Raw genomic sequence first — 14,607 nt, forward strand, 5'->3', positions numbered from 1 at the left:
ACCCATGGGCGCAAAATAGCGTCGTCCCCGGCAGCCCGGCTCCCCCCGGAGGCAAGCCTCTCGCCGATCTGGCGCCGGAAAACCCATCGGCCAGGGGCTGGCCTCCTACATCCGCGCCCCTGGAAACGACACGAATCAGCCTCGCACCTACCCATGACGGCAAAGCAGCGTCGTCCCCGGCACGTCGGGTTACGCTGCGCTAACCCGACCTACTGGGCTGTGACTTTCACGTTACATTGCCGGTACGCCCAAACGCCCAGCGCCGGCACGGTGCCATTCGCCGCGCGCATCGGCATCCCCCGCGGGGTGGCTTACGGCGTTGCCTCAGCCGTAGTGCTTGTGCTGGGAGCGGCGGCGACCGGCCCGCTGGGTGACCACGCCGGCGATCGCCTCCGGGCCGGGGATCTCCAGGCGCCGGTGGTCCTCCTGCAGCGCGACCAGGTAATGGGCACCGTCCTCGATCAGCAACTGCCGGAACAGGTGCTCGCCATCGACCTGGGCGACCACATAGCTGCCGCTCTCGACCACGCCGGAGGGGTCGACGATGATGATCACTCCATGCGGGAACTCCGGCGCCATGCTGTCGCCGAGCACCTGCAGCGCGAAGGGCTCGCTGCTGGAGCAACCGCCCATGCTGGGCATGTCGATACTCATGCCGGCTGCTGCTCTTCCACGGAAGCGGCTGCCGCTGCCGGGGCGGCATGACCATGGCTGCTGAAGAGGCTGTGCGCCGTGTGATCGGAGCCGGGGCGGAACCACTTCAGACGCTCGTGCAATGCAACCACCTCACCGACGATGATCAGCGTCGGGGGTTTCACATCGTGCTCTTTCACCAGTTCCGGCAGGGTGTCCAGCGTCCCGACCAGCACCCGCTGGTTCTGGGTCGTACCCTGCTCCACCAGCGCCGCCGGCGTCGAGGCCGCCCGTCCGTGCGCCTTCAATTCCCGGCAGATGATCGGCAGTCCGAGCAGGCCCATGTAGAACACGACCGTCTGCGCGGGCTGCGCAAGCATGTTCCAGTTCAGATCGATCGTGCCGTTCTTGAGATGTCCGGTCGCAAAAATCAGTGACTGGGCGTAGTCGCGATGCGTCAGCGGGATACCGGCAAAGGAGGCGCAGCCGGCGGCGGCCGTGACCCCGGGCACCACCTGGAACGGGATGCCTTCCTGCATCAGGGAGTCGATCTCCTCGCCGCCGCGGCCGAAGATGAAGGGATCGCCGCCCTTCAGGCGCAGCACCCGGTTTCCCTCCTTCGCCAGCTTGACCAGCAGGCGGTTGATGTCCTCCTGCGGCAGCGCATGGTCGTTGCGGCGCTTGCCCGCGTAGATCATCTCGGCATCGCGGCGAACCAGCTCCAGGATGCCTGGCGAGACCAGGTTGTCATAGACCACCACGTCCGCAAGCTGCATCAGGCGCAGCGCACGGAAGGTCAGCAGGTCCGGATCTCCTGGGCCGGCGCCCACGAGAAAGACCTCGCCGCCGCCATCGCGCCGGTCCAGGCCTTCCTCCAGCGCCTCGTCCACGATCTTGTGGGCGGCGTCGTCCCGGCCCGAGAGCACGAGCTCGGTCACCGGACCCTCGAGCAGCCGCTCCCAGAACCGGCGTCGGATCTCCGGGTTGGGCAGACGCGCCTTGGCGCGGTCCCGGAAGGAATCGAGCATCGCGGCCAGGCGGCCGTAGCTTGCCGGAAGGAAGCTCTCGATCCGCGAGCGCAGCAGACGCGCGAGAACCGGCGAGGCACCGCCTGTCGAGATCGCGACCTGCAGCGGTGAGCGATCGATCATCGACGGGGTGATGAAGGTACAGAGCTCGGGCCGGTCGACCACGTTCACGGGAACGAAGCTGGCGGTCGCAAGTTCCGAGATATGCCGGTTCACGGCCTCGTCGTCGGTCGAGGCGACCACCAGGACCCGCCGGGCGATGTCACCATCGTCGAAGCGCCGCTCCAGGTGTTCGATCTCGCCAGCATCACGCAGCTGTTCCAGCTCAGGACACAATTCAGGGGCGACGACGGTCACTCGCGCTCCCGCCTTGCGCAGCAGGGTCACCTTGCGCATGGCCACGTTCCCGCCACCAACCACCAGGCAGGGACGATCCGTCAGCTTCACGAAAAGGGGGTAATAATCCATGATGTCGATTCCGTCGTCAGGGGGTTCGGACCGCTTCGAGCAGTTCCTTCAACTCGCCGTCCATATCCAGTTCCACCAGATCGTCGAAGCCGCCGATGTGGCGATCGCCGATGAAGACCTGGGGCACGGTGCGCTGTCCGGTCAGCCGCGCCATCTCGGCGAAGCCCTTGCGCGAGTCGTCGATGCGGATGATGTCGAGCTGCTCGCCCACCCCCCTGCGCTGCAGCAGGGCCTCCGCCCGATCGCAATAGGGGCAGGTCTCGATACGATAAAGACGCACCCGGGTCATCGTGGCCAGCGCTCGCGCATCGGGATCGCGCTCAGCGATGCAGGCTGTCGATCTCGGCGGGATCGAAGCCAGCGGAGATGTACCAGCGCCGTGCGGCGTCGAGGTCGCGCTCGACACCGGAGCCCTGGGCATACATCAGGGCCAGCGTCGTCTTCGACCCGGCCAGGCCCTGCTCGGCGGCCTTCTCGAACCACTGCACGGCCTGCGCGGGCTCCTTGTCCACGCAGTCGCCCTCAAGGTACATGAAACCGAGGCCATGCTGGGCCATCGCGGACCCCTGCTCGGCCGCCGCGCGCATCCACTTGGCCGCCGCCTCGGGCTTCCGCACCACGCCCAGGCCGTTCTGGCACATGATGGCGACGCGGTACTGGGCGTCGGCATGGCCGGCCTCGGCCAGGGGATAGAGAGCCTGCATGGCTTGCGAGAAGTGCTTGGACTCGAAGGCCGCGATGCCGCTTTCGAGGCTCATCAGGTCATCGTCAGAAAGTTGCATGATCCATCCGAAACGTCATGGGTGGGCCGGACCGTGTCCACGCGAAGGCCTCCGCGCGGGCTCGGGTCCGGGACCGTGCATGGTGCAGCAATGGGCCCGGTGCGTTAACCCTCTCGATAGGGATATACGGTAGCCGCGCCGCGGGGCCTATACTTCAGCCCGTTCAGTGTGGGCTTGTTCCCATGCGCCGGTGCCACGCCTGCCGGCCCTGCGAGAGACCGGCTTCACCCAGCATAGCGGAACGCGGACGAAGATCGGCGTTCCCCTTCGACATTCAACGTTTGCATTGGAGGAGAGAGGCATGGACAAGAAGACCTTGTATGAAACATCGACCAAGATGGAAAGCGCCGGAGTCGACCCGGCCTACGTGCTTGGCTGGCAGAGCGGCTTCCTGCACAACCCGAAGCTCGAGGAGCAGCGGGTGACGGAAGCCTATGATGCCGGCTACAACGATGGCCTCGAAGGGAAGACCGACGGCTACAGCGCCTGGACCCAGCAGTAAGCCCCAAACAAGTCCGGCGACATCGAGAGTCGAACCGCCCTCCGGGGCGGTTTTTTTTGCTCACGCGGGCGCGGCATCCCGCGCTGCGGCATCGCCCGCCATGCATCCTCATCGCGAAACCGGAGATTTTCCCGTCGGCGACCGTCGGGCCGTATACTTGTGCCCGGTTCGAAACCCGCGAAAAGAGGAAAAGGACATGGATGGCGGCCCCCCCGGAAGAGAACAGGCCCTCAACGTGCTCGGCCACCCGCTCGCCCCGTGTTCGCACGGCGAGCCGGTCACCGGGTTCTATCGTGATGGCGATTGCAGCACCGGCCCCGACGACCTGGGCCGGCATGTCGTCTGCGCCAGGGTCACGGCCGAGTTCCTCGACTTCTCCAAGGCCCGCGGAAACGACCTCTCGACCCCGGTCCCGGAATTCGGTTTCCCCGGCCTGAAACCGGGCGACCGCTGGTGCCTGTGCGCGGCCCGCTGGAAGGAGGCGCTGGAGGCCGATGCCGCGCCGCGCGTGGTCCTCACCGCGACGCACCAGAAGGCGCTGGAGATCGTCAGCCTGGCGGACCTGAAACGGTACGCGATCGATCTGTCCTGAGCAGCCCGGGGCGTTTCCGGACCAACGCAACGGACGGAATCAGGGACGCTGAAACACCCGGTAGTCGCGTGTTCCGTCGGCGTAATCCGTGACCAGAAGCTGTACCTCCGACCCCGCCTGGATCCCGCTCCGGCCCGTCATCCACAGCAGGCGAATCACGCCGTCGTCCGGCGTCTCGACGAAGACGCGCAGCCACTGGGCATCCCCGCTCTCGCGTTCCACCGCGACCACCGGCACGGAGATCACATCCGTGCCCGACACCTCCGGCGTGGACCAGCGCCCGTACAGCAGCACCCCGAGCACCACCAGCATCCCGATCGCCGCCAGGGCCGCCCGGGTATTGCGGATGGCGTGGGCCATGCTGTTCCAGAAACCCATGTCGGCACCTCCACTGGCAGACGCACCCGGGCAAGGGGGCCCAGGCAGTTTCCTCGTGCGCCCGTGAAAAAGGCAAGCTGGACCAGGCCCACTCGACAGGGCGCTGGCGCCGGCACAACCGCCACACCCGTATTCGCCCGTTGTGTCTATGCTCAGGGAGTGATCCCCCATGAGCCTCACCACAGGGTCTCATGACCGATCTCCGCCCATCGACATGGAGGAAGACATGGCCGGCATCCGCTTCGATCACTTTCAGGACAGCCTGGAGCTGTTGAACCCGCTGAACGGCTTCGCGCCCGAGCGCCAGCGCATTGAAATCTACCGGGATCCGCTGCTCGGGCATACGAGCGTATACAACCCGGCCATCGAGGAGGGACGGAAGGTCTTCCTGAACGACGTGGACCGGGACATGATCGCGCGACTCGCGACGGAGAGTGCGAAGAATTGCGTGTTCTGCCCGGAACGGGTGGACGGGGTCGCACGCTTCCCCGACGCGTTGATTCCTGGCGGAGTCGTCAAGATCGGCGAGGCGGTGGGATTCCCCAATTTGATCGGGATGGGCGGCCATCACTCCGTCGCTATCGTCTCAAGGGCGCATTTCCTCGAGTTGCATGAACTGTCGCCGGAGCTCATCGCCAATGCATGGCGCGCCCTCCGGCAGATTGCCCAGGCGGTACGACAGCGGGATCCGGATGCCTTGTGGCTGACCGTGCATGGCAATTACCTGTTCCCGGCGGGCGCGAGTCTGATGCATCCCCACTTCCAGATGCTGATCGGCTCGGAGCCCTACACCCACCACGCCCGCTTGGCGGAGGCCTGTTACCGCTACCTGCAGCAGGAGGGTCGCAGCTATCACCGGGACCTGGTCGAGCACGAGCGCGCCGAAGGGAGCCGTTACATCGCCGCGACCGGTCGCTGGCACTGGCTGGCCGCCTTCTCGCCGCTGGGCACGAACGAGATCATCGCCGTGCACGAGACTGAGGGTGATCTGCTGCGCATGGACGAAGGCGAGTTGCATGACCTGGCCCAAGGGCTGTCGTCGGCGTTGCGGTGCTACGAGGATCTCGGACACCTGAGCTTCAACTACACGCTGTACGCACGCCGCCAGCCCGAGGTGGACGATGGCTTCCAGTGCCTGCTGCGTGTGATGACGCGGCAAAACCCGGCGCCGAACTACCGCTGTGACGACTTCTACCTGCAGAAGGGTCTGCAGACCGAGCTCATGCTCCACCGTCCGGAGACGCTCGCAGCAAGGGCGCGCGATTTCTTCACCGGCTAAGTGGGCCATCCTGAACCCGGGTCGGCTCCCAATGCCGGGTGGCCTTCGCGTCAGACCGAAGCGGGGTTCAGGGCCGCAGTGAGCACCCGCAGCCGGCGCTGCTGCATCTTGAGCCGGTATTCGAGTTCCTTGAGCGAGGTTCTCAACTCAGTTCGCAGCCAGCGGTCGTTCATGGCCTCCTTGCCGGCGCGGACCTTGCGAGCCTGCACTTCCTGCCATTGATTCACGGTGTCCCGGAACCGCTGGTATTCGCGCTCGATGGCCTCGCGCCAGGTTCCCTGAACTGCACGTTCTTCCGCCAGCTTGGAAAGCCGGAGCAGATCCATTTGCAGCCGGGCCCGCCGGATCTTGAAGGCCGGGGTGCGGCGGCGGTCGTACACGAGGCCCGTCCACGCACACACATTGATGAACCATTTCGAGGGATCGTATTGCCACCACTGCACGCCGTTGCGGTAATCGGCCTGGAAGGCGTGGTGATAGTTGTGATAGCCCTCACCCCAGGTCAGCAGGGCGACCATGCCGTTGTCCACGGCCGTGTTCTGGTCGCTGTAGGGCCGCGTGCCCCACATGTGTGCCAGCGAATTAATGAAGAAGGTGAAGTGATGGCTGAGCACCAGTCGCAGCAGGCCAGCGAGGAGCAGCATTCCGATCAAGTCGCCCAGCAAAAGGCCCAGGACGAGTGGCAGGCCCAGGTTGGTGGCCCAGACCAGGGTCCAGTAGTTCCGATGCTGCCACATCACGATGGGATCCCTTTCCAGATCCTTGACCCGCGAGTAATCGGCCTGGGTGGTGGGCCAATAGCGCAGCATCCAGCCGATGTGGGCATGCCAGAAGCCGCGCTTGATGGAGTGTGGATCCCGCGACACATCGTCGACATAGCGGTGATGCACGCGGTGCCGGGCCGCCCAGTTGAAGATGCTGTTCTGTAACGCCATGGCACCGAAGATCGCCAGCACCAGACGCAGCGGCGCCCGGGCCTTGAAGGTGTTATGCGCCCACATGCGGTGATACCCGACAGTGATGCTCATGCCACCCAGGACAAGCAAGGCGGCGAAGACGAACCAGGCCGAGCCGCTGTAGCCCTGAGTCATGCCCCACAGGGGGACGAGGGTGACGGCGGCCAGGTTGGTCAACGCGAAAAAGATCGCGTTCGACCATGCGACCGGAGGTTTGGGTTCAGCCATGGGGATTCCTGTTGGGGTTCTCAAGTGACGCTGTTGCTCGCGCCTTGGTTGCATTGTGCACAACTCTTCAGACCAGCGTAAGCGCAAAAGATGCGGCCGAAGGCGATGTTTTCCCATGCGCGTATTCCGGTTGTATTGCTCCCGCCCGCTTGCAAGGCACGGAATCAGGCTTGCAGTCCCTGGATACGGACCTGCAAGCGCCGTTGACCCTGCCACCAGTTGGCTTCCGGAGTGAATACCAGGCGCGCCTCTGCGCCCAGCGTGACCGGGCAATCGCGGCCCGCGTTGAACCAGATGGCGTCGACGCGTTGGCTGCCGTGACTCAGCGTCAGCTTCCAGTGCCCCCCGTCCACCCCCACTTCCCGCGCCGCACGCACCATGAAGAACGAACGCAGCACCGGTTCTGGGAACTCCCGGCCATAGGGCCCGATCGCCGCGAGGCCATCGAGCAACGGCCAACCCAACTCACCGGGGACCACGTCCACATCCACCGCGATCCGGGGATGCAACTCGACTCCCTCCAGACGCCGGGCGACCTCCCGCTCGAAAGCGGCCTCGAAACCTGCCAGCCGTCCCTCCTCAATGGTCAGTCCCGCTGCTCCGGCGTGACCGCCATACTTCAGGAACAGCCCGGGTTCTGCCCGCTCCAGTGCCTGCAGGACCTCCAGCATCGGTAGCCCATCGATGCTGCGGCAGGACCCGCTCAGAATCCCGGGCATGTCCTGCTGCGCCGAGAGGCACACGGCGGGCCGCGCAAAGGCCTGCATCATCCGGGAGGCCACGATGCCGTGTACCCCGGCGTGGCCGTCGATCAGGGCCACCACCAGTGCCGAGCGCCCCGCCTCGACCTGCGCCTCCGCCGCCGCCAGGGCCTCGACCGTCAGCCGTTTCTCGATCGCGCGTCGCGCCTCGTTGGTACTGTTCAGTACCGCCACACCGAGGGCTGCCGCGGCATCGTCTTCGGCCAGCAGAAAACGTACGCCGGCCATCGCATCGTGCAGTCGGCCGGCCGCATTCAGGCGCGGACCGATGCCGAAGGCCAGGTCCGATGCTGTCAGCGGCTTGGCGGGATCGCCCAGGTGGGACCGCAGGGCGCGCCAGCACGGGTGCGTACCAGCCTCGATCTGGGGAATCCCGGCGCGCACGACGATGCGGTTGTTACGGCTGCGGGCCAGCGATACGACGTCCGCGACGGTTCCGGTCGCCACCCAGCCGAAGAGCGTACCCAGGCTGGCCGTCCGGGAAGGCAGGTGGCCGATCTCGATCAGCCGCCGGCGGACCGCCCAGAGCACCAGCCAGGCGACCATCACGCCGGCGATCAACGGGTCCGGGTAGCGGGCCCCGGACCGCTGCGGGTTGACGAAGGCGAGCGCTGCATCCGGACCACCGTCGGTTGGAATGCCGTGATGATCCGTGACCACGACGTCGATCGCTGCCTCGGCGAGACGCGCGATGCGCGGCCCGTCCGAGGAGCCGATGTCCGCGGTGATCACGAGGGCCGGTCGCGGGTCGGCCGCCAGGATGCGCTCGCAGACCGAATCGGACAGCCCGTAGCCCTCGGTCAGCTTGAGCCCGATGTAGTGCTGGACCCGATCCACCGGGTGCCCGAAGTGCTCCGTGAGTGCGCGGGTGAGTACCGCGCTGGCGTTCACCCCGTCGGAATCCGCGTCAGTTGCGAGAGCGATCACCTCCCCAGCCACCACCGCACGGGCGATGCGCTCGGCGGCGACGTCGATATCCGGCAACCCGTCCGGCGGATCCAGCGAATGCGGCGAGAAGTCCAGCAACCAGTCCGGTGCCACCCCGGCCCGGCTCGCCCGGTTGGCAAGGACGCGGGTCACGACCGGATGCAGGCCCAGCCGCTGCGCCTCCCGCAGGGTGTCGGGGTCGGCCGGGTGAAGTTCGATGATGGGTTCCATGAGCCGATCCGGATGACCTGCAGTCGCGGGGCGCCGGGACATCCGTCAGCAACGGGGCGGGCCCGTACGGACCCGCCCCGCAACCCCGGTCACTGCCCGTCCGAGGGTCCCTTCTCGTCGGCGTCCTTGCGGGCCGCCTCTTCGCTCTGTTCCTTCATGTACTTCACCTTTTCCTTCACCAGCACCCCGGCCAGAAGGATCAGTGCGAGCAGGTTGGGCGCCGCCATCAGCCCGTTCAGGGTGTCGGAGATATCCCAGACTGTGGTCAGTCCGCCGATCGCGCCCAGGAACAGGAAGCCGATGAAGATCAGCCTGTAGGGGGTGACCACCTTCGGCCCGAAGGCGTACTCCCAGCTCTTTTCCCCGTAGAAGTTCCAGGTCAGCATGGTGCTGTAGGAGAAGAGCACGATCGAGACCAGCACGATCCATCCGCCGAGGCCCGGCAGGCCGCTGGCGAACGCGCTGCTGGTCAGTTCGGCGCCGGTCTGGCCGGTCTGGATCACGCCGGTGACCAGAATCACGAGGGCGGTCATGGTGCAGACGACCAGCGTATCGATGAAGACCTCCCACATTCCCCAGAGGCCCTGGGCATAGGGCTTGTTCTTCGCTTGGGCGTGGACGATGGACGCCGATCCCAGTCCCGCCTCGTTGGAGAAGATGCCGCGGGCGATGCCGTACCGGATGGCCAAGGCCATGGTCGCTCCGGCGAAGCCGCCGATCGCGGACGTGGTCGTGAAGGCACCGGCGAAGATCTGGCCGAAGGCCGCCGGTATCTGATCGTAGAAACTCACCAGGACGCCGATGGCACCGATCACGTAGATCAGGGCCATGGTCGGAACGATTCGCGCCGCGGTGATGGCGATGCGCTTGATACCGCCCAGGGTCACAAGGCCCACCAGGACCATCACCACGATGCCGGTCACCCAGTTGGGGATGCCCATACCGGTCTCGAGGGCGTGGGCCATGGTATTGGCCTGCACCATGTTGCCGATGCCGAAGGCGGCCAGGCCCGCAAGGACTGCATACAGCAGCGCGAGCCACTTCCAGCGCTTTCCGAGCCCGTTTTCAATGTAGTGAAAGACGCCACCGGAGATATTGCCTTCGCTATCCACCTGGCGGTACTTCACGCCCAGCGTGGCCTCGGCGAGCTTGGTGGCCATGCCGACGAGCGCGACCATCCACATCCAGAAAATGGCCCCGGGTCCGCCGAGGGCGATCGCGGTGGCGACCCCCGCGATGTTGCCCACCCCGATGGTTGCGGCCATCGCCGAGGTGACCGCCTGGAAGGGCGAGATCACGCCCTTCTCTTCCTTCCGCCGGCTCCGGAACAGTGTGGCGAAGGTGCGTTGCCATGCAAAACGCAGGTGGGTGAACTGGAAGAAGCCGATCCGAACGGTCAGGTAGATGCCGGTGCCCACCAGCAGGATCATGAAGGGCGGGCCCCAAACGATGTTGTTGAGCCAGTCGTTGAACACCATGAGTCCGTGGATCATGACTTCCCCCCTTGTTGCTCCGGTCTGCAGGTTCGCGGACCGCCCTTCCGAGCCGCCGCTTCATTGTTCTACTGCACGATCTACGCCCTGCGCTTTTGCCGTGCAAGTGATGGGCCAGCGTTCCTGAGGCGTCCGTGGTTCCCTTTTCGGCCAAAACGGCGGATCTGTCCAGCGGTTCGGGGCATTTATGGTGCAATCCCGGCGTCCGGCAGCACCATCAGGGGGCGGTGCTTCATCGACCCGTCCGCAGCCGAAGCTCCTCCCCGACTGCGCGGCAACATCGACACGCGTGTTCGCGAGGCCGCTGCACTCGCACAATCGAGCGCGATGGGTACACTTCGGATCCGCGGCGGTCGGTGGCCAAAAACCCCTATTTCTCAAGCGGCCTTGCAGGCTCGGCCTTGCCTGCCATCGACATCTCGTCTACGGTGCGCGTGGCCTCGCCTTTCGGCTCTGGCATGTCGTATCCACCCGTCACCCACATCAGCGAAATGGGCCAGCCATGCACCGCGAGCCCCAATCCGTCGAACCCCAGGCAATCGAACCCCGGGCGGCTGAGCAACGGCTCCCGCGTGGCGTGATGCTGAACGCCTACCCCGACAGTGTGGGCGGGAAGCTGTCGGACCTCGTGACGCTGCTGAAGCGGCCCGAGCTCGCAAACGCGTTCTCGCTGCTGTACATCCTGCCGACCTTCTTCAACAGCGACCTCGATCGCGGCTTCTCCATCATCGACTACGGCATCAACCAGGAACTGGTTCTGCCGCAGGATCTGGACGAACTGGATCGGCTCGGGATCATGTTCAAGTTCGACCTGATCCTGAACCATCTCTCGGTCGCATCGCCCCAGTTCCGGGACCTGCTGGAGCACGGCGATGCCTCCGAATACAAAGACTTTTTCGTGGACTGGAACGCCTTCTGGAGTTGCTGCAGCCAGCCAGGGGACGATGGTTACGTGATCCCGCACGACGAGCATCTCCAGAAGCTCTTCCTGCGCAAGCCCGGACTGCCGATCCTGAAGGTCGGCTTTCCCGATGGCTCCGAGCGGCCTTACTGGAACACCTTCTACCAGCAGGTGAGCTACCGGCCTGTTTCCGCCACGGCATTCGCCGGCCTCAGGGGTGTCACACCGGAAACGGCAGCGCAGATCGCCACCACAATCAACGCCGCGATCGAGACCGAACCGGACATCGATCGAATCTACCTGGATCGCCACGACTATCTGCGCGATGAGATCCACGCCATTCTGAAGGGTCACCGCTCCTACCTGGGGCAGATGGACCTCAACGCCCGCTCGGAAAAGGTCTGGGAGTTCTACGATCAGACCCTGCGGCAACTGCATGATTATGGGGCCAAGATCATCCGCCTGGATGCCTTCGCCTATCTGCACAAGGAACCCGGCCAGGCCAACTTCTTCAACAAGCCCGGGACCTGGGACTACCTGCAGCGTCTGCGGGACATGGCGCGCCAGTACGACCTGGTGATCTTTCCTGAGGTGCACGCAGAGTACGGCAAGGGCCTGCATCGGGAAGTCGCTCACGAAGGCTATCCGATCTACGATTTCTTCCTTCCGGGCCTGGTCGTCGACGCGCTGGACCGTGCCGTCACCGCGCCTCTGCTGCGCTGGATCGAGGAGATCAAGACGCATCGGCTGCAGACGATCAACATGCTCGGTTGCCACGACGGCATCCCGGTGCTCGACCTGCGCGGCGCCGAGGTCGACGGCGTCTACCAATCCGGGCTGCTCGGCGACCCCGAGATCGAGGCGGTGGTGGAACGCATCATTGCCCGCGGCGGCCGGGTCAAGAACCTGTACGGACCCGACGGCAGGAAGATCGCGTACTACCAGGTCAACGCCACGTTCTACAGCGCCCTGGGGGAGGACGACCGCAAGCTGCTGCTGGCTCGCGCGATCCAGCTGTTCATGCCTGGCATCCCGCAGATCTGGTACCTGGATCTGTTCGCCGGGCGTAACGATCATGTCGCCGCCGACCGCGGCGGGGCTGCCGGCCACAAGGAGATCAACCGCAGCAACCTGAGCAACGAGGAGATCGAGGCCCGTCTCGGTTGGCCCGTGGTCCAGGAGCAACTGACCATGATCCGGCTGCGCAACACTTCCGACGCCTTCAACGGTGAACTGACCGTGCACCCCGCCGCGCCGGACTGCCTGCACCTGTCCTGGCATCATCAGGGCAGCACCGCCACGCTTCGGGCCAACCTGCGCAGCTGCGCCTTCACCATCAGCGCGCGTGATGCCTCCGGCGCGGAGACGCTGATTGTCAATCAGCAGGGCAAGGGCTGAAGACGCTGATTCCGTTCGTGGGGATCCTGGCAAACCGTGGACGGAACCGAGCGCTGGCCATCCGTCCCGAGCGGCCCGACGGATTTGTTCAGGCCCTTACTGCCGGGCCCAGCATCGTTCAGAAGAACCGGACGATCAGAAATAACCCCAGCATCGCAAAGCCGAGCGCGAGTTTGGCGGCGGTGCCAAGCGCGAGGCCCAGCGTAGCGCCCCAGCCGGCACGGCCGGCGGCGACGAGGTCCCTGCGCGCCGACAGTTCGCCGAGCAGAGCCCCGATGAACGGTCCGAGCAGCAGGCCCGGCAAGCCGAAGAAGATTCCCACCACCGCACCCACGGCGGCACCCACGACCGAACGGGGCGAGGCACCGTAGTGACGCGCCCCGAAGGCGCCAGCGACGAAGTCCGCGACCGACGCCAGTACCGCCATCAGTCCCAAAGCGATCAGGGTCTTGACCCCGACGTGCACGAAGCCCTCGGCCCACGCGGCTGCCCACAGCCCCGCGAACAGCAGCAAGGGCCCTGGCAGCGCGGGCAGCACCAGCCCCGCGATACCGACAACCACGAGAACTGCGGCGAGGATCCAGATGAGGATGGTCATGGACTACCGATGATATCGCGAACCGCGGCAGTACCTGACCACCTGGCATCCACGCCCGGCTTGAACAACGCCTGCCTGATCGCGAAACTGGAACCCTCGAACCCTCGATCACGGCGACGTTCACCTGGGTTGAAGCAACGCTCCAACCCGACGTCCAGAACAGGAGCAGTGTCATGGCAAGATCCGCGGTAGGCATCATCGGTACCGGCCATGTGGGCGTAGCGGCGGCCTACGCCATGTTCCAGCGTCAGCTCGCGAGCGAGATCATTCTGGTGGACAAGAATCACCAGCGCGCGGAGGGCGAGGCCATGGACCTGATGCACGGCCAGCCCCTGGTGGGCCGGGTATCCGTTCGCGCCGGGGACTACGGGGATCTCGCCCACTGTCAGGTCGTCGTGATCACCGCCGGCGTGAACCAGAAACCGGGGGAGTCGCGCCTTGATCTGCTGAACCGCAACGCGGCGGTGTTCCGGGAGATTGCCGAGGAACTCGATCGCCACGCCCCCGAGGCGATCCTCGTCATCGCAACCAACCCGGTCGACATCCTGACCTACGTGATGCAGCAGCTCAGCCATCGCGCGCCGCGCCGGGTGATCGGCACGGGTACCATGCTCGACACCTCCCGCTTTCGCGCACTCCTTGGAGACAGCTACGAGGTCAACCCCCGCTCGGTGCACGCCTACATTCTCGGTGAACACGGTGATTCGGAGGTGCCGATCTGGAGCAGCGCCATGATCGGCGGCCTGTCGATCATGCACCACGTGATCAACGGCCGGCGTTTCGACCCCGAGCCCATGGATGCCCTGTTCCAGCGCGTGCGCAGCGCCGCCTTCGATATCATTTCCCGCAAGGGCTACACGAATACCGCGATCGGCCTGGTCATTGCCTACGTGGTCCGGGTGATCCTCGAAGACCAGCGCAGTGTCCTGCCCGTATCCGTGAACCCCGAGGGCGATTACGGTCAGCGCGACGTGTGCTTCAGCGTACCCTGTGTCGTGGGAGCTCAGGGCGTCGAGTACCGCCTCGCCCCGGAAGCCAACGAGGCCGAGCGACAGGGGCTCGAGTCTTCCGCCGAAATCCTTCGCAAAAGCCTGCAGGGGATGACCATCATGCCCTAGAAAACGCTGATTTGTCGGCGTTTCCCTGCGGCACACGGAAGTGCGCGCGCTGAGAAAGCCAGGATGGCTTGATTCAGCGCTTTCCTAGTGGGCCATGCGGAATGCATTGACCCGGACAGGGTGCATAGTGAATGGGTCGAAGAGGCAGACATGGGGTGCGTAGTTCTACCCATCGAACAGCAAAGTCGACTAAGTGCCTGTCATCCGGTCGTGGGGCTGACACCGATGGTTATGCACAAGGTCTGTGCAGACGCGGGAAAATGCGAGTTAGCCGCCACTCCTTCTCGCCATCCACACGAAAAACTCGCATCCATATGTTTTTATTAAACAATTA

The 14,607-nt window shown here is 65.2% G+C and carries 14 protein-coding genes; 5 read left to right on the plus strand and 9 right to left on the minus strand.

Features of this window, described 5'->3' with window-relative positions:
* Positions 1-324: 324 nt before the first annotated feature.
* The 4 genes from EA346_RS08435 to EA346_RS08450 are packed head-to-tail and all read right to left on the minus strand — an operon-like array spanning position 325 to position 2,911.
* Positions 325-654, minus strand: a complete 330-nt coding sequence (locus EA346_RS08435) for a S24 family peptidase (RefSeq protein ID WP_296757507.1) — start codon at positions 652-654, stop codon at positions 325-327.
* On the minus strand, positions 651-2,129 hold the full coding sequence (gene cysG / locus EA346_RS08440; protein ID WP_296757511.1) for a siroheme synthase CysG: 1,479 nt from the start codon (positions 2,127-2,129) through the stop codon (positions 651-653). Before cysG ends, EA346_RS08435 begins: the two co-directional genes overlap by 4 nt.
* Positions 2,130-2,145: 16 nt before the next feature.
* A complete protein-coding gene (gene grxC / locus EA346_RS08445; protein WP_296757512.1) occupies positions 2,146-2,418 on the minus strand; it encodes a glutaredoxin 3 in 273 nt (90 codons plus the stop codon).
* Between the two features lie 31 nt (positions 2,419-2,449).
* Positions 2,450-2,911 (minus strand): tetratricopeptide repeat protein, encoded by a 462-nt coding sequence (locus tag EA346_RS08450; RefSeq protein ID WP_296757515.1) that lies wholly within the window; start codon positions 2,909-2,911, stop codon positions 2,450-2,452.
* Positions 2,912-3,212: 301 nt separating this feature from the next.
* Between EA346_RS08450 and EA346_RS08455 the strand changes: the two genes are divergently transcribed.
* Both EA346_RS08455 and EA346_RS08460 read left to right on the plus strand, forming a co-directional pair.
* Positions 3,213-3,413, plus strand: coding sequence for a hypothetical protein (locus EA346_RS08455; RefSeq protein WP_296748420.1), 201 nt, complete (start codon positions 3,213-3,215; stop codon positions 3,411-3,413).
* A 196-nt stretch (positions 3,414-3,609) separates the two neighbouring features.
* On the plus strand, positions 3,610-4,005 hold the full coding sequence (locus tag EA346_RS08460; protein WP_296757517.1) for a DUF2237 domain-containing protein: 396 nt from the start codon (positions 3,610-3,612) through the stop codon (positions 4,003-4,005).
* A gap of 39 nt (positions 4,006-4,044) precedes the next feature.
* On the opposite strand, the gene EA346_RS08465 is transcribed toward EA346_RS08460, so the two are convergent.
* A complete protein-coding gene (locus tag EA346_RS08465) occupies positions 4,045-4,383 on the minus strand; it encodes a hypothetical protein (RefSeq protein ID WP_296757519.1) in 339 nt (112 codons plus the stop codon).
* Between the two features lie 169 nt (positions 4,384-4,552).
* Here EA346_RS08465 and EA346_RS08470 point away from each other — a divergent pair, with 169 nt between their 5' ends.
* On the plus strand, positions 4,553-5,662 hold the full coding sequence (locus tag EA346_RS08470) for a hypothetical protein (protein ID WP_296757522.1): 1,110 nt from the start codon (positions 4,553-4,555) through the stop codon (positions 5,660-5,662).
* Positions 5,663-5,712: 50 nt separating this feature from the next.
* On the opposite strand, the gene EA346_RS08475 is transcribed toward EA346_RS08470, so the two are convergent.
* The 3 genes from EA346_RS08475 to EA346_RS08485 all read right to left on the minus strand — a co-directional run bounded on the left by EA346_RS08475 (position 5,713) and on the right by EA346_RS08485 (position 10,258).
* Entirely contained in the window at positions 5,713-6,846 is a 1,134-nt protein-coding gene (locus EA346_RS08475; RefSeq protein WP_296757525.1) for an acyl-CoA desaturase, read from the minus strand.
* A 164-nt stretch (positions 6,847-7,010) separates the two neighbouring features.
* Positions 7,011-8,765: a DHHA1 domain-containing protein gene (locus EA346_RS08480; protein WP_296757528.1), complete on the minus strand. Its 1,755-nt coding sequence runs from the start codon at positions 8,763-8,765 to the stop codon at positions 7,011-7,013.
* 89 nt (positions 8,766-8,854) lie between these two features.
* Positions 8,855-10,258, minus strand: a complete 1,404-nt coding sequence (locus EA346_RS08485; RefSeq protein WP_296757530.1) for a sodium:alanine symporter family protein — start codon at positions 10,256-10,258, stop codon at positions 8,855-8,857.
* A 502-nt stretch (positions 10,259-10,760) separates the two neighbouring features.
* Here EA346_RS08485 and EA346_RS08490 point away from each other — a divergent pair.
* Positions 10,761-12,557: a glycosidase gene (locus EA346_RS08490; protein WP_296757531.1), complete on the plus strand. Its 1,797-nt coding sequence runs from the start codon at positions 10,761-10,763 to the stop codon at positions 12,555-12,557.
* Between the two features lie 118 nt (positions 12,558-12,675).
* Here the strand turns inward: EA346_RS08490 and EA346_RS08495 are convergent, their stop codons facing one another.
* Positions 12,676-13,155 carry a DUF456 domain-containing protein gene (locus EA346_RS08495; RefSeq protein WP_296757533.1) on the minus strand — a complete coding sequence of 160 codons (480 nt, stop codon included), beginning with the start codon at positions 13,153-13,155 and terminating at the stop codon, positions 12,676-12,678.
* Between the two features lie 173 nt (positions 13,156-13,328).
* Between EA346_RS08495 and EA346_RS08500 the strand changes: the two genes are divergently transcribed.
* Positions 13,329-14,273: an L-lactate dehydrogenase gene (locus tag EA346_RS08500; protein WP_296757535.1), complete on the plus strand. Its 945-nt coding sequence runs from the start codon at positions 13,329-13,331 to the stop codon at positions 14,271-14,273.
* Positions 14,274-14,607: the final 334 nt, after the last annotated feature.

Origin of the sequence: Thioalkalivibrio sp. (assembly GCF_007692535.1) — a bacterium.
GTDB lineage: Bacteria > Pseudomonadota > Gammaproteobacteria > Ectothiorhodospirales > Ectothiorhodospiraceae > Thioalkalivibrio.

Bases quoted from the DNA above. Each gene is read 5' to 3' on its own strand.
- EA346_RS08435 (WP_296757507.1), bottom strand. From the start codon at position 654: ATGAGTATCGACATGCCCAGCATGGGCGGTTGCTCCAGCAGCGAGCCC.
- cysG (WP_296757511.1), bottom strand. From the start codon at position 2,129: ATGGATTATTACCCCCTTTTCGTGAAGCTGACGGATCGTCCCTGCCTG.
- grxC (WP_296757512.1), bottom strand. From the start codon at position 2,418: ATGACCCGGGTGCGTCTTTATCGTATCGAGACCTGCCCCTATTGCGAT.
- EA346_RS08450 (WP_296757515.1), bottom strand. From the start codon at position 2,911: ATGCAACTTTCTGACGATGACCTGATGAGCCTCGAAAGCGGCATCGCG.
- EA346_RS08455 (WP_296748420.1), top strand. From the start codon at position 3,213: ATGGACAAGAAGACCTTGTATGAAACATCGACCAAGATGGAAAGCGCC.
- EA346_RS08460 (WP_296757517.1), top strand. From the start codon at position 3,610: ATGGATGGCGGCCCCCCCGGAAGAGAACAGGCCCTCAACGTGCTCGGC.
- EA346_RS08465 (WP_296757519.1), bottom strand. From the start codon at position 4,383: ATGGGTTTCTGGAACAGCATGGCCCACGCCATCCGCAATACCCGGGCG.
- EA346_RS08470 (WP_296757522.1), top strand. From the start codon at position 4,553: ATGAGCCTCACCACAGGGTCTCATGACCGATCTCCGCCCATCGACATG.
- EA346_RS08475 (WP_296757525.1), bottom strand. From the start codon at position 6,846: ATGGCTGAACCCAAACCTCCGGTCGCATGGTCGAACGCGATCTTTTTC.
- EA346_RS08480 (WP_296757528.1), bottom strand. From the start codon at position 8,765: ATGGAACCCATCATCGAACTTCACCCGGCCGACCCCGACACCCTGCGG.
- EA346_RS08485 (WP_296757530.1), bottom strand. From the start codon at position 10,258: ATGATCCACGGACTCATGGTGTTCAACGACTGGCTCAACAACATCGTT.
- EA346_RS08490 (WP_296757531.1), top strand. From the start codon at position 10,761: ATGCACCGCGAGCCCCAATCCGTCGAACCCCAGGCAATCGAACCCCGG.
- EA346_RS08495 (WP_296757533.1), bottom strand. From the start codon at position 13,155: ATGACCATCCTCATCTGGATCCTCGCCGCAGTTCTCGTGGTTGTCGGT.
- EA346_RS08500 (WP_296757535.1), top strand. From the start codon at position 13,329: ATGGCAAGATCCGCGGTAGGCATCATCGGTACCGGCCATGTGGGCGTA.